Origin of the sequence: Streptomyces sp. NPDC091279, assembly GCF_044757465.1 — a bacterium.
Taxonomy (GTDB): domain Bacteria; phylum Actinomycetota; class Actinomycetes; order Streptomycetales; family Streptomycetaceae; genus Streptomyces.
The window spans coordinates 313,109-326,582 of the sequence record NZ_JBIVVA010000001.1 but is presented as its reverse complement, the minus strand read 5'-3'; the positions used below and the strand labels follow the sequence as shown (position 1 = coordinate 326,582).

At 73.2% G+C, this 13,474-nt stretch carries 11 protein-coding genes and 1 riboswitch; all 11 genes read right to left on the bottom strand.

Annotated features, from left to right (window positions below):
• Positions 1–59 precede the first annotated feature (59 nt).
• Entirely contained in the window at positions 60–2,072 is a 2,013-nt protein-coding gene (locus ACIQOU_RS01295) for a hydantoinase B/oxoprolinase family protein (protein WP_401532849.1), read from the bottom strand.
• Positions 2,073–2,099: 27 nt separating this feature from the next.
• The gene (locus ACIQOU_RS01290; protein WP_401532847.1) at positions 2,100–4,175 is read right to left on the bottom strand and encodes a hydantoinase/oxoprolinase family protein; all 2,076 of its coding nucleotides are present in this window, start codon (positions 4,173–4,175) and stop codon (positions 2,100–2,102) included.
• A 1-nt stretch (position 4,176) separates the two neighbouring features.
• The gene (locus ACIQOU_RS01285; RefSeq protein ID WP_401532846.1) at positions 4,177–5,019 is read right to left on the bottom strand and encodes an ABC transporter permease; all 843 of its coding nucleotides are present in this window, start codon (positions 5,017–5,019) and stop codon (positions 4,177–4,179) included.
• Positions 5,012–5,890 (bottom strand): ABC transporter permease, encoded by an 879-nt coding sequence (locus tag ACIQOU_RS01280; RefSeq protein WP_401532845.1) that lies wholly within the window; start codon positions 5,888–5,890, stop codon positions 5,012–5,014. The genes ACIQOU_RS01285 and ACIQOU_RS01280 overlap by 8 nt, the downstream gene beginning before the upstream one ends.
• Positions 5,887–7,080, bottom strand: coding sequence for an ABC transporter ATP-binding protein (locus tag ACIQOU_RS01275; RefSeq protein WP_401532843.1), 1,194 nt, complete (start codon positions 7,078–7,080; stop codon positions 5,887–5,889). The genes ACIQOU_RS01280 and ACIQOU_RS01275 overlap by 4 nt, the downstream gene beginning before the upstream one ends.
• A gap of 14 nt (positions 7,081–7,094) precedes the next feature.
• The gene (locus tag ACIQOU_RS01270) at positions 7,095–8,222 is read right to left on the bottom strand and encodes a PotD/PotF family extracellular solute-binding protein (protein WP_401532842.1); all 1,128 of its coding nucleotides are present in this window, start codon (positions 8,220–8,222) and stop codon (positions 7,095–7,097) included.
• Positions 8,223–8,399: 177 nt separating this feature from the next.
• Positions 8,400–8,521: riboswitch (SAM riboswitch) on the bottom strand.
• Between the two features lie 146 nt (positions 8,522–8,667).
• Entirely contained in the window at positions 8,668–9,741 is a 1,074-nt protein-coding gene (locus ACIQOU_RS01265; RefSeq protein ID WP_401532841.1) for a lactonase family protein, read from the bottom strand.
• A gap of 94 nt (positions 9,742–9,835) precedes the next feature.
• On the bottom strand, positions 9,836–10,807 hold the full coding sequence (locus ACIQOU_RS01260) for a sugar kinase (protein WP_401532838.1): 972 nt from the start codon (positions 10,805–10,807) through the stop codon (positions 9,836–9,838).
• Positions 10,804–11,505, bottom strand: a complete 702-nt coding sequence (locus ACIQOU_RS01255) for a bifunctional 4-hydroxy-2-oxoglutarate aldolase/2-dehydro-3-deoxy-phosphogluconate aldolase (RefSeq protein ID WP_401532837.1) — start codon at positions 11,503–11,505, stop codon at positions 10,804–10,806. Before ACIQOU_RS01255 ends, ACIQOU_RS01260 begins: the two co-directional genes overlap by 4 nt.
• Positions 11,502–12,416 (bottom strand): carbohydrate ABC transporter permease, encoded by a 915-nt coding sequence (locus ACIQOU_RS01250; protein WP_401532835.1) that lies wholly within the window; start codon positions 12,414–12,416, stop codon positions 11,502–11,504. The genes ACIQOU_RS01255 and ACIQOU_RS01250 overlap by 4 nt, the downstream gene beginning before the upstream one ends.
• Positions 12,417–12,516: 100 nt before the next feature.
• Positions 12,517–13,389 (bottom strand): carbohydrate ABC transporter permease, encoded by an 873-nt coding sequence (locus ACIQOU_RS01245; RefSeq protein ID WP_401532833.1) that lies wholly within the window; start codon positions 13,387–13,389, stop codon positions 12,517–12,519.
• Positions 13,390–13,474 lie beyond the last annotated feature (85 nt).

The following is a 13,474-nucleotide window of genomic DNA, read 5'->3' as shown; positions in this document are numbered from 1 at the left end:
GGCGGGCGCGCCAGGGGAGTTGACGCCGGTGAGGTGTCTCGTCGTCGGCGTCGGGGTGCTCAGGCCGCTCGGCCGACCTCGTCTTCGAGTTCGGTCGTGAGGGTCGCCAACGTGGCCCGGGCTGCGGTGAGTTGCGGGGGTGAGGGGGCCACGGCCGGGAAACCGGTGGGGAGTTCGCGCAGGACCGCCGTGTGGATCGCGGCCCGGCGGGCGTAGCGGCGGGACTGCGGGAGGCGGAAGAGGGCGGCGACGAGGCGGTCGGCGGCCTCGGTGTCGTGCACCGCGTCCCAGGCCGCGCGCTCCGGTCCCGCCCCGTCGACCGGGGCGGGCGCCTGGCTGCGCAGTTCCCGGGTGCCCGCCTCGTCGAGGGCGGGGCGGCCGTGGGGGTCGGCGGTGACGGCGACGCCGTAGGCGCGGGCCGCCGCCTCCGGGGTGACCAGTCCGCGCCGTATGTCGTCGAGCACGGCCCCCGGGTCGCGGGTCCAGGGGTCGCCGTGGCCGCCCGCGCCGGAGGTGCGCAGGGTCACGGTGTCACCCTGGCGCAACGTCAGCATGTCGATCTTGGTGTGCCGCTGTGCGTCGGACCGGCCCTCGTTGACGACGAGTTCGGCGGCGGCGCCGGGGCCGCCCCCGGCGCTGCCCCACGGGCGGAAGCGCATCCGCTCCAGGCCGCGGGCGAGGAGCCGGCAGTCGTCGTGGAGCACCCGGAAGACCAGTTCCAGGCCGCAGCCGCCGCGCCAGCGGCCGGGGCCGCCGGAGTCGGGGCGCAGCGCGTAGCGGACGATCCGGGCGCCGATCTCGGTCTCGACGGTCTCCACGGGGTTGTTGGCGAGGTTGGAGATGCCGCTGTCGCGGCCGTCGACGCCGTCGGCGCCGTCGCGGGCCCCGGTGCCGCCGACCATGGGCTCCAGCACCTGGACGTTCTGGCCGCCGCCCGGGGCGTTCTCGGCGACGACGACGGGCACGACGAGGCCGCTGCTGGCCGCCGGCATCACCTCGGGGGCGGCCAGCGCGAGGGCGCCGCCGAGGGCGTCGTTGACGCGGGAGGCGGTGGCGTGCCGGATGCCGACGGCGGCGGGCGGCAGGGCGTTGACGACGGAGCCCTCGGGCGCGGTGACGGTCACCGGGCGGATCAGGCCGCCGTTGAGCGGGATGGCCGGGTCGAGGGTGCAGATGAGGGCGAGGACGCGGGTGGTGATCCAGGCGTGCGCGCGGCCGTGGCTGGCGATGTTGAACGCGGCGTCGACCTGCGGGTCGGTGCCGGTGAAGTCCAGGTGCAGGGTGCCGGCGTCGACGGTGACGGTGACGGAGATCCGCACCGGGACCGGGGAGACGGCGTCGTCGTCGAGGTAGTCCGTGAACCGGTAGGTGCCGTCCCGCAGTCGGGCGAGCGCGGCGCCGGCCTTCTGGGCGGTGTGGTCGACGAGGTCGGTGTGGGCGGCGGCGAGGTCGGCGGCGCCGTGCTGGGCGATCACCCGGGCCAGCCGTTCGCGGCCGGTGCGCAGGGCGGCGAGCATGGCGCGCAGGTCGCCGTCGTTGGCGTCCGGGGTGCGGCTGTTGGCGGCGAGGAGGGCGGCGATGTCACGGCTCGGCTCGCCCGCGCGCAGCAGCTTCACCGGCGGGATGCGCAGGCCCTCCTGGTAGATCTCGTGGTTGCTGGGAGCCAGGCTGCTGGGGACCCGGCCGCCGATGTCGGAGCAGTGGATGAACGCCCAGCCGTAGCCGACGATCTCGCCCGCGTGGAAGTACGGCTCGACCAGCTGGAGGTCGGTGAGGTGGGTGGCCAGACCGCCGGACGTGTAGGGGTCGTTGGTGACGATCACGTCGCCCGGCTGAAGGGGCCCGGCGTGCTCGACGGCGGTGCGGACGTCGAGGCCGACGAAGCCGGAGACCCCGATGCCGCGCGGGTACGCGGTGAAGCGGCCGTCGGGCCCCGCGAGCGCGCAGCAGAAGTCGGCCGTCTCCTTGACGTACAGGGAGCGGCTGGTGCGCTGGAGGGTGAGGCACATCTCCTCGGTGAGGGCACCGAGCTTGTTGCCGATGATCTCCAGGGTGACCGGGTCGAGCTGCATGGTCGGGGGTGTCCTTGCCGTTCGTTGTCAGGAGTACCGGAGGCGGAGGTTGCCGAGCGGGTCGACGGCGGCCGACCAGCCGGGCGGCACCAGCACGGTGGTGTCGTCCTGTTCGACCACGGCCGGTCCGGTGAGGGTGTGCCCGGCGTGCAGCGCGTCCCGCCGGTGGACGTCGGCGGTGACCCGGCGCCCGGCGAGCAGCACGCTCCGGCGGCCGACCGGGCCGGGCGGCGTGGCGGCCGAGGGGGTGGCGGGGGCGGCCGGGGTGAGGTCGGGGCCCGCCGCGCTGATCGCGAGCCGGGCGGTGCCGATGCGGAGGGCGGCCGAGACGTCCCGGAAGCCGTAGAGGCGCTCGTGTGCGCGGTGGAACGCCTCGGTGAGGCCGGCCGGGGTGAGCGGTGCGGTGAGCGGGACGCGCAGTTCGTAGGCCTGCCCGGTGTAGCTCAGGTCGGCGGCGCGGGTGAGGCGGACGGCGCCGGTGGCGGGGCCCTGTGCGCCGAGCCAGGTGCGCGCCTGCTCCTCAAGACCGGCGAGGATGTCGCGCAGGGCGCTGACGCTGACGTCGTCGAGGTCGCGGCGCAGGCTGCGGGCGAAGTCGCGGCGCAGGTCGGCGCCGACGGCACCGAGCGCGCAGAACGTCGCGGCGGTCGGCGGCACGACGATGGCGCGGATGCCGACCTCCTCGGCGAGGACAGCCGCGTGGGTGGGGCCCGCGCCGCCGAACGGCACGAGGGTGAACTCCGCCGGGTCCAGGCCCCGTTCGGCCAGGGTCTTCTGAAGTTCGACGGCCATCCCGGCGGTGGCGACCCGCAGGGCGCCGTCGGCGGCCCCATCGCCGCCGTCGAGCCCGAGGGAGTCCGCGACCGCGTCGAGGGCGTGGGCGGCGGCGGGCGCGTCGAGGGTCATCCGGCCGCCGAGGAAGGTCGCGGGGTCGATGACGCCGGTGTGCAGATAGCAGTCGGTGACGGTGGGGCGCAGGCCGCCCCGGCCGTAGGCGACGGGGCCCGGGTCGGCTCCGGCGCTGTCCGGGCCGACCTTGAGGGCGCCGTGCTCGGCGCGTACCACCGAGCCGCCGCCCGCGCCGATGGCGTTCACGGCGACCACCGGAAGGATCAGCGGGAGGCCGCCGATCGTGGTGTGGGTGGCGAACTCCGGTTCGCCGTCGACGGCCACGGCGATGTCGCTGCTGGTGCCGCCCATGTCGAAGGTGACCAGGCGCTCGATGCCGGCGGCGCGGCCGAGCCGGGTGGCGGCGGTGACCCCGGCGGCCGGTCCCGACAGCACGGTCTCGATGGGGCGCTCGGCGGCCGAACGCAGGCTGAGCGAACCGCCGTTGGACGCGGCGATGTAGACGGGGGCGCTCACGCCCAGGCCGTCCAGGAGCGCTTCGAGGCGGTCGAAGTAGCGGCGCATCAACGGCTGGATGTACACGTTGAGGCAGGCGACGAGGGCGCGTTCGAACTCGCGGACCTCGGGCCAGATCGCCGCCGACGAGGTGAGCGGCAGCCCGGGCAGCAGGGCGCCGAGCCGCTCGGTGAGCCGTGCCTCGAAGGCGGGGTCGGTGTGCCCGTGCAGCACGAGAACGGCGGCGGCGTCGGCGCCGGTCGCGGCCAACTCCTCGGCGACGCGGGCGAGTTCCTCGTCGTCCGGGGTGCTGGTGGGGCGGCCGTCGGGGCCGAGCCGCGCGGCGATCTCGACGATCCGGTCACGCGGCACGAGGGGCTGTTCCTTCGCCGCGTGCAGGTCGAAGGAGGACGGCATCCGGCTGCGGCCGATCTCCAGGATGTCCCGGTGGCCCTCGGTGACGACCAGGGCGATCCGGGCACCCCGGCGCTGGATGATCGCGTTCAGGCCGATGGTCGTGCCGTGGGTGACGGAGGCGAGGTCACCGGGGCCGAGGCCGGCCCGGTCGAGGATGGCGGCGAGCCCGTCGGCGACGGCGCGGGCGGGGTCGTCGGGGGTGCTGGGTTCCTTGTGGTGGAGCAGGCCCCGGGCGTCCCCCGGCAGGGCGAGGACGAAGTCGGTGAAGGTGCCGCCCACGTCGATGCCGACCCGGGCACCCGGCGCGCGGGCGCGGTGGTCGGCGGTCACGTCAGTGGCCATGTCAGAGCACCTCGGAGAAATGGGTGAACCGGTCGACGCCCACCAGCACGAGCACGCTGACGAGCATCAGCAGGGTGGAGACGGCGGCCACGGACGGGTCGAGCTGGAACTGCACGGCGGAGAAGATCCGCACCGGCACGGTGGTGGTGTTGGCCCCGGAGACGAGCGCGGAGACCGCCACCTCACCGAGCGAGGTGACCGCCGCGAAGACCGCTCCGGCGAGGATGCCGGGGCGCAGCAGCGGCAGCGTGACCGTGCGCAAGGTGCGCAGGCGTCCGGCGCCGAGGGCCGCCGCCGCCCGTTCCAGCGTCGGGTCGAGGGCCTGGGCGCTCACCATCACGGTCCGGATGACGAACGGCAGGGCCACCAGGGAGTGCGCGAGCCACAGCCCCGTGAGGGTGTTGACCAGGCCGAGGCCCTGGAAGTAGTACAGCAGGCCGAGGGCGATGATGATCTCGGGGACCATCAGCGGGGCCAGGGCGAGCCCGGAGAGCAGGCCGCGCCCGGGGAAGTCGCCGCGGACCAGGCCGTAGGCGGCGAGGGTGCCGAGGGTCACGGTGGTCAGGACGACGAGGAGCACCAGCAGCCCGCTGAGCCGGAACGACACCAGCCAGTCCGGGGAGGTGAGCACCTCCTGGTACCAGCGCGGGGAGATGCCGCGCGGCGGGAAGCTCAGCGAACTCGTGGAGTTCAGCGAGCTGAGCGCCAGGACGGCGAGCGGGGCCAGCAGGAACAGGAAGACGGCCGTCGCGGGCAGCGCGGCGGCGATCCGTCCGGCCCGGCGCAGGACGGCCGAACCCCTGGTACCGGCGGCGCGGGGCGTGCGGGGGGACGGGTCAGCCATGGAGTCTCCGTTCCCAGAGGCGGAATCCGGTGCCGAGGGCGAAGACGCCCAGCACGGTCAGCAGGAGCAGGGCCAGGCTGAGCGCGGCGGCGACCGGGTAGTCGAACACGCTGGTGATCTGGCTGTAGACGCGCAGTCCCGCGAGGGGCTGGTTGGCGCCGCCGACCAGCAGCGGGGTGATGTAGATGCCCATGCAGAGGGCGAAGACCACGGTCGAGCCGACGGCGATGCCGGGGAGGCTGAGCGGGACGGTGATCTTCCAGAAGGTGCGGACGCTGCCGGCGCCCAGGCTGCGGGAGGCGCGGCGCAGATTGTCGTCGATCGCGCCGAGCGCGGTGGTCAGCGGGAGGATCGCGAACGGCAGCAAGACATGGGTGACGGAGACGACCACGACCAGGTAACTCGTCAGCAACGGGGCGGGTTTGTCGAGGAGCCCGGTGCCGACGAGCACCCGGTTCACCGCGCCGTCGGCCGAGAACAGCACGACCCAGCCGTAGCTGCGGACGACCACGCTGGTCAGCAGCGGGGAGACGACGATGACGAACAGCAGGGTGCGCAGCACGCCGGTGCGGGCCCGGGACAGGGCGTGGGCGGCGGGGAAGCCGAGCAGCACGCACAGGGCGGTGACCAGGAGCGAGGTGAGCAGGCTGTGCCACAGCGCCTCGGAGAAGAACGACTCGGTGAACACCCTGCCGTACTGCGTCAGTGAATACCCGTCCCGGGGATACCCGTTGGCGTCGACCGGGTGCAGGCTCAGTTCGAGAACGCGGGCCAGCGGAACGACGAACAGGGCGACCAGGAAGACCAGGGCGGGGGCGACGGGCAGCAGGCCGCGCAGCCGACGGGGGGCCCGGGTGGCGGCCGGGCTCATCCGGAGGCCTCCTTCCCGGACGCGGCGCCGGTCCCGGCACCGGCGGCCTCGTCGCCGTGGTCGCCGTTGTCGTCGTGGTCGTCGTTGTCGTTGTCCAGGGGGATGACGTCGGTGGGGGCCCAGCCGAAGGAGACGGTCGCGCCGACGGCGGGGGGTTCCTGCGGGGTCCGGGCGTGGACGGCGACGCCCTCGGCCACGACGACCCGGACCTCCCACGCCTCACCGGTGAAGGCCCGGTGGCCGACGATGCCGGTGCCCCGGGGGGCGCTCCCGGCGGGGAAGGCGCCGGGTCCGGGGGCGGCGGGCAGGACCGTGATCCGTTCCGGGCGGACGGCGAACGTGGTGGGCACGCCGTCCGGCAGACCGGCGCGGCCGGTGTCCAGGCGAGCGCCGCCGAGGTCGAGGGTGCCGTCCGAACTTCCCGTGCCCCGCAGGACGTTGGCCGCGCCGATGAACTCGGCGACGAAACGGGTCGCCGGGGTGCGGTACACCTCGGCGGGGGTGCCGAGTTGCTCGACCCGGCCGCCGTTCATCACGGCGATCCGGTCGGACAGCGACATCGCCTCTTCCTGGTCGTGGGTGACGAACACCATGGTGATGCCCAGGCGTTGCTGGAGCGCGCGCAGTTCGATCCGCATCTCGCGGCGGAGCTTGGCGTCGAGGTTGGACAGCGGCTCGTCCAGCAGCAGCACGGCCGGGCGGGTGGCCAGCGCGCGGGCCACGGCGACGCGCTGCTGCTGGCCGCCGGAGAGCTGCTTGGGGCGGCGGCCCGCGTACTGCTCCAGGCCGACCAGGCGCAGCGACTCCTCGACCCGCGCCGCCCGTTCGGCCTTGTCGACGCGCCGCACCTTGAGGCCGTAGGCGACGTTGTCGGCGACGGTCATGTGCGGGAACAGCGCGTAGTTCTGGAAGACCAGGCCGAGGCCGCGCCGGTGGGTGGGGACGTCGGTGAGGTCGGTGCCGTCCAGGACGATGCGGCCCTCGGTGGGCCGCACGAACCCGGCGAGGCAGCCGAGCAGCGTCGTCTTGCCGCAGCCGCTGGGGCCGAGGACGGACAGGAACTCGCCACGCCGGATGGTCAACCGGTCGACGTCGAGGACCCGTTGCCCGTCGTACCCGGCGGCGAGGCCCTCGATGTCGATGTGAATGTCGTCGGTGGGCGCGTCGTCGACGCGTGTCTCGTCGGTCACTTGAGGATCGCCGCTCACTTGAATATCTGGTTCCAGCGCTGCTGCCACTGGTTCAGCCGGGGAGTCGCCGTCGTGTAGTCGACCCACGTGAACTTCTGGTAGACGGCCTCGCCGTACTTCACCTTCTTCTTGAAGGCGGGGCTGTAGTCGATGGAGTCGTTGCCGCCGCCGTAGAAGGTGCCCTCGGCGAACGGCTTCTGGTGCTGGGCCGAGCTGAGGTAGTCGAGGAAGGTGTAGGCGGCCTTGCTGTGCGCGGTCCCCTTGGGCACGTAGTACGAGGTGAGCGCGCCGACGGCGCCGGAGGCGGGGTAGGTGAAGCCGATCGGCTGTCCTTCCTTCTCCATGGCGAAGGCGCGGCCGTCCCAGAACGGCACGATCCAGGCGTCGCCGTTCTGGAGGACGGTGGAGACGCTGCCGGCGTCCGCCGGGTAGGCCGACACGCAGCCCTTCAGCTGGGCGAGCTTGTCGAAGGCCTTGTCCACGGCGGCCGGGTCGGACAGCTTGCCGCCGCCCTCGGAGACCAGCGCGGAGAAGAACTCCAGGCCCGCGTTGTAGGTCAGTGGGGGCAGCGCGACATGGCCGCAGTACTTCTTGTCGAAGATGTCGTTCCAGTCCTCGGGCGCCTGCTTGATCTTGTCGGTGCGGTAGACGAGACCGTTGGAGCCGGTGGTCAGCGGGACGCCGTAGGAGGAACCGCCGAGGGTGGACTGCCGGGTCAGGACCGGGTCGAGCTGCTTCCAGTGGCTGAGATCGGCCGTCGAGAGCGGCTGGAGGAGATCGCCGCCGACCGCCTGGTGCAGCGAGCCGGGGGTGAGGGCGACGACGTCGAACGGCGCGTCCTTGCCGCCGGCCGCCCGGAGTTTGGTGAGCCAGCCGGCGTCGGCGCCGTAGACGAGGTTCACCTTGATGCCGGTGTCCTTCTCGAACGGGTCGACGAAGGACTTCTTGAACAGCGCGCCCCATTCTCCGGCGAACGCGGTGACGGTGATCTCCTCGCCCTTGCCCTGGGAGGAGGAGCCGGAGCCACCGCCGGTGTCGACGCTGCATCCGGTGACGACGGACAGGACGGTGGCGGTGCCGGCCGCCACGACGACCGGCAGGAAACGGCGGCCGCGAGGGCGGCGGGACAGGACGGATCTCATTGGTGGAGGGCTCCTCCGTGCGGGGTGGCGGCGCGCTGCGGGCCGACCCGTGAGTGAGTGATCAGCGTCCGCTCGACCGGCGGGAGCCGCGCGGCGGAGGGCCGACGGGACGGGGCGTGACGTGGTGTGCTGACTGTCATGCCATGCTCCCGTCCCAGGTCCTGGACCTGAGCGACAGGTCCGCGCTTGCCCCCGGCACACCGGAGTGCGCAGGGAGCCGTGTCATCACCCGGGGCACCCCACCGCAGAAGGAGGGTTGCCGCCCAGCAAGCCGGGGCTTGTCGCTGGGACTCGTGACGCGGGTAAAAGTAACACCAAATTCAGCCAATCTGAAGATGATGCCCGTTCCGTGGACGGCCCCCCGCCCGCGAGGCCCTCACACATGCAGGAACCCCAGGTCAGTGACCTGGGGTTCGTGAGCCGGGTGCTTCGGAGGGTGCGTCGGTCAGCCGCCGAGCACCAGCGCGCAGACCACGGAGGCCACCGGTGCGATGGCCGCCGTCTCGGCCTCGGCCAGTGTGCCGTCGTCCTGGATGCGCAGGGCGGCGACCGTGCCGCTGTGCTGGTTGGCCACCAGGAGACGGCCGGGGGCCAGGGTCAGGCCGCGGGGCCAGCTGCCGCCGCCGGGGGTCTCGCCGAGCGGTGCGAGCGTGGTGCCCGTGAGGCGGAACGCGGCCACCGTGTCCGCGCCCCGGTTGGTGACCCACACGAACCGGCCGCAGGGCGAGGCGACGATGCCGCCGGGCTGGTTGGGGACGTCCGCGACGGCGGTGGCGGGCACCCGGGACAGCGCGTGCAGGGTGCCGGTCGCCGGGTCGTAACGGTGACAGGTGACCGTCGACGACAACTCGTCGGCGCTGAACACCAGGGACCCGGACGGCGCGAACGCGAGGTGCCTCGGTCCCGAGCCGGCCCGCATCCGGCTCACGGCGACCTGCGTCAACTTCCCGGTGTCGGCGTCGAGTTCGTAGGTGAACACCGCGTCCGCGCCGAGGTCGGTGGCGAGGAGATAGCGGCCCGCCGGGTCGGGAAGGATCTGGTGGGCGTGGCTGCCGTCCTGGCGGCCGGTGACCGGGCCCGACCCCTCGTGCTCGACGACGTCCGTGAGGTCCGCGAGCCTGCCGTCCGCGTCGAGGCGGTGGACGGCCACGGTGCCGGGGAGGGTGTCGGTGCCGTAGTTGGCGGTGAGGAGGAAGGCGCCGCCCGGGTGCACCGTGAGGTGGCAGGGGTTCGCGCCGCCGCTGGTCAGGGGCGCCCCCAGCGGGAGGGGCGCCCCGCCGTCCCGCAGCGCGAACGCGCCGACCGCGCCCGGCGTCGACTCGTGCGTCGTGTAGACGACCGGCAGTGTCGGGTGCGCGGCGAGGAACGACGCCCCCCGGGCGGCGACCGCGTCCAGGGCGGTCAGCCCGCCCTCGGGCGTGAGACGGAGGGCGGTGAGTCCGATCCCCTCGCCCCCGGTGTCGGGCGTGTAGGACCCGGTCAGGACGGAGACACCGACTGGCGCTGCTGGATTGCTCATTGACGGTCCATCAACTGTGGCGTGTGACATGTGAGTTCAGTTCCTCGTACGGCGGGGGACGGACGGCGCGGACGGGTCCGGTGCCCGGGTGGCGTCAGCGGAGTACGTCGTCGTGGTGGTCGAGGAGGGCGAGTTCGGCCCGTCGGGGCAGGCCCTCCCAGTCGCCCTCGGTGCCGACCGCGAAGGCGCCGAGGCGGGCGGCCGTGTCGAGGCGGACCGCAGCCGGTGCGCCGGTCAGGAGTTCGGCGAGGTACCCCGCGACGAACGCGTCCCCCGCGCCCACCGAGTCGTGGACCCGGGCGGGCAGCGCCGGCTGGCGGTACGGGCGGCCGTCGAGCAGGGCGAACGCACCGTCCTCGCCCAGCTTGATCACGGCTCCGGCGGGGCCCAACGCGCAGATGCCCTGGGCCAGTTCCTCGGGTTCGTGGCGGTCGGGCACCGCGAGCCGCGCCTCGTGCGGGCCCGCGAAGACGAGGTCGCTGTCGCGCAGCAGGGGCAGGATCTCCTCGCGGGCCTCGGCCTCGTTCCACAGCAGGGAACGGAAGTTGATGTCGAGGGAGACCAGGACCCCGGCGCCGCGGGCGATGTCCACCGCCCGCCGGACCGCGCGCGCCGGCTCGGTCCCGAGGGCCGGGGTGATGCCGGTGATGTGCAGGACCCTCGCCCCGGCCACCACGGCCTCCGGGATGTCCTCGGGGGCGAGGCGGATGCCTGCCGTGGCCGTCCGGTAGTAGCGCATGCGGTGCTGGGTGCTGGTGCGCCGCGCCTTGAGGAGCAGCGAGGTCGGGGCCGGGTCGCGGACCGCCAGCGCGGTGACACCCTCGGCGCGCAGCTCGCGCAGCACCAGTTCACCGAGTTCGTCGTCGCTGACGCGGCCGATCCAGGTGGCCCGGCCGCCGAGGCGGCTGACACCGACGGCGACATTGGACTCGGCTCCGGCGATGCCGAGGCGCAGGCTGGTGCCCAGGGTGAGCGGTCCTGGTCCGGCGGCGGACAGCACGCCGAGGGTCTCGCCCACGGTGACGAGGTAGGGCTCGTCGCTTTCGACCGGCTTGCGGCTGTTCACAGATGCCTCTCCTCGGCCCCGGTGTCGGGCCTGACCGATTCCAGCAGTGCGCGGGCCCGTGCCGTGAGGGCGTTCAGCTCCTCCGGGGCGGGGGCCCGGTCGGCGCCGCGCAGCAGCGGGGAGCCGATGCCCACGGCGAACGCCCCGGCGGCTCTGTACTTCCCCGCTTCGGCGAGGTCCACGCCACCGACCGCGACGAGGGGGATCTCCGGGAGTGGGGCCCGGAGTTGACGCAGATGGGCGGGGCCGCCGGTGGCCGCGGGGAACAGCTTGACCGCGGCCGCGCCGCACTGCCAGGCCGTGACCACCTCGGTCGGTGTCCACGCGCCGGGGTAGAAGGGGATGCCCCGGTCGGCGGCGGTGCGGATGACGTCCGGGGCCACCATGGGCGCGACCAGGAACTCGGCGCCCGCCGCCAGCGCGTCGTGGGCGTCCGCCGCCGTGACGACGGTTCCGGCGCCGACGGAGACGTCCGCGCCGAGTTCGTCGCGGATGCAGGCGATCGCGTCGAGCGCCCCGGCGGTGGTGAGGGTGACCTCCAGGCAGGTGACGCCGCCGGCCGCGAGGGCCCGGGCCGCGGCGGGCAGCCCGTAGGCGTCGGCCGACCTGAGAATGGCCATGACCCGGGTACGGGCCAACTGGGGTGTGATAGAGGGCCGTTCGGCATTCTGACGGCCCGTCGGTTCCGGTGGGGTCACTTGACCGCTCCCGCCGACATTCCGGCGACCATCTGGCGCTGGAAGAAGATGAAGATGACCAGCAGCGGCAGCACGCCCAGCAGCGCGGCCGGGAACAGCGTGGTCGGCTGCACGGTGTGCGGGTCGATGAAGGAGTACGCGTTCACCATGACCGTGCGCTTGCCCGGGTCCTGGAGGAAGACCAGCGGGATCAGCAGGTCGTTCCAGATCTGGAGCGAGATGAAGGTCAGCAGGGTGCTGGTGACCGGCCGCAGCAGCGGCAGGATGACCACGAAGAACGTGCGCAGCGCGCCGCACCCGTCGAGCGCCGCCGCCTCCTCGACGTCGGTGGGGATGGTGCGGATGAAGCTGGTGTAGAAGAACACGGCCAACGGCAGGTTGAGGGCCGTGTAGATGAAGACGACGCCGGCGTAGGTGTCGAGCAGGTTCAGGTCCCGCATCAGCAGGTACAGCGGCGCCACCACGACGAACACCGGGATCGACGTGCCGAGGATGAACAGCCGGTACACGGCCGTCGACCAGCCCGCCGTGATCCGGGCCAGCGGATAGCCCGCGAGCGCGCCGAGCACCGTGATGCACACGCACGAAAGCCCGGTGATCAGCAGGGTGTTGAGGGTGCTGGGGCCGTAGTGGATCTGGCTGAAGGCCTGCGCGAAGTTCTTCAGGGTGAAGGAGTGCGGCAGGCCCAGCGGGGAGCGGGCGACGTCGGCGGCGGTGCGCAGCGAGGTGACGATCGTGAAGACGAACGGCAGCACGAACAGCAGTGTGCCTAGGCAGAGCACGGCCGTGCCGACGCCGCCCGCCACCCGGCGCGGTGTCCAGCGGGCGCCGGGCGGGCCGCCCTGGGGTCGGGGGGTCTCGGGCCGCCGTGCGGGGCGGAGGGTCTCCGGTGCGGAGAGGGGTGAGGTCATGGGGTGATCCGTCCGATTCCAACGGGGTGCTGTCTCGGGTGCGTCCGGTGCGCGGTGAACTGGGCTGCCGCAGACGGCCGTTGCGTGGGCGCGTGGGTCGTCATACGCGGCGTTCGCGCAGCCTGAGCAGGGAGTTGGTCGCGCTGGACAGGACGACCACGGTCACCAGGAGCAGCACCGCGAGGGCGACGCCGTAGGCGAACTTCCCGCCGCCGAAGATGTTGCGGTAGACGAGCAGGGTGAGGGTGTCGGTGGCGCCGGCCGGGCCGCCGTTGGTCAGGACGAGCGGGAACTCGAAGACCTTGAGCGAACCGATGAGGCTGAGGGTGATGTTGACGGTGAGCGCGGGCGCCAGCAGCGGCCATTCGATGCTGCGGAAGCGCTGCCAGCCGCTCGCGCCGTCGAGGGCGGCGGCTTCGAGGAGTTCGGTCGGCATGTTGAGGTAGCTGGCGAGGAAGATCGCGCACGAGTAGCCGGTGAACATCCAGATGTTGACGGTGGCCACCGAGAGCAACGCGGTGTGCGGGTCGCCGAGCCACACGTGCCGCAGCCCGCCGAGGCCCACCCCGTCGAGGAGGGCGTTCAGACCGCCGCTGGGGGCGAAGAGGTAGGACCAGATGAACGCGGCCATCACCGGGGAGATGAGGGTCGGGGTCAGCAGGACCACGTTGAGGACCTTGCGGACCCTCGGGCGGCGGAACAGCATCGACGCGAAGAGCAGCCCGAGGGCGTTCTGCGCGACGACGACCACGACGGCGTAGAGCACGGTGTGCCACAGGGCCGCCGAGACCTGCGCGTCGTCCGCCATCGCCGTGTACTCGTCCATGCCGACGAAGTGGGAGATGGGGCCGCCCAGGCTGTCGGTGAAGCTCAGATACACGCCCCGGAACAGCGGATACAGGATGAACAGGGCGTACATGGCGATCGCGGGGAGCAGGAAGGCGGCCATGGTGGCGCGCCGTCGGTGGAACACGGGGGAATCCTCCTTGGCCGGACAGGCCTGGGGTCGGGCGGGCCGCGGTGGGGGCACCCGCGCGGGACAGCACGCGCCCGCACCA

Bases quoted from the DNA above. Each gene is read 5' to 3' on its own strand.
- ACIQOU_RS01295 (WP_401532849.1), bottom strand. From the start codon at position 2,072: ATGCAGCTCGACCCGGTCACCCTGGAGATCATCGGCAACAAGCTCGGT.
- ACIQOU_RS01290 (WP_401532847.1), bottom strand. From the start codon at position 4,175: ATGGCCACTGACGTGACCGCCGACCACCGCGCCCGCGCGCCGGGTGCC.
- ACIQOU_RS01285 (WP_401532846.1), bottom strand. From the start codon at position 5,019: ATGGCTGACCCGTCCCCCCGCACGCCCCGCGCCGCCGGTACCAGGGGT.
- ACIQOU_RS01280 (WP_401532845.1), bottom strand. From the start codon at position 5,890: ATGAGCCCGGCCGCCACCCGGGCCCCCCGTCGGCTGCGCGGCCTGCTG.
- ACIQOU_RS01270 (WP_401532842.1), bottom strand. From the start codon at position 8,222: ATGAGATCCGTCCTGTCCCGCCGCCCTCGCGGCCGCCGTTTCCTGCCG.
- ACIQOU_RS01265 (WP_401532841.1), bottom strand. From the start codon at position 9,741: ATGAGCAATCCAGCAGCGCCAGTCGGTGTCTCCGTCCTGACCGGGTCC.
- ACIQOU_RS01250 (WP_401532835.1), bottom strand. From the start codon at position 12,416: ATGACCTCACCCCTCTCCGCACCGGAGACCCTCCGCCCCGCACGGCGG.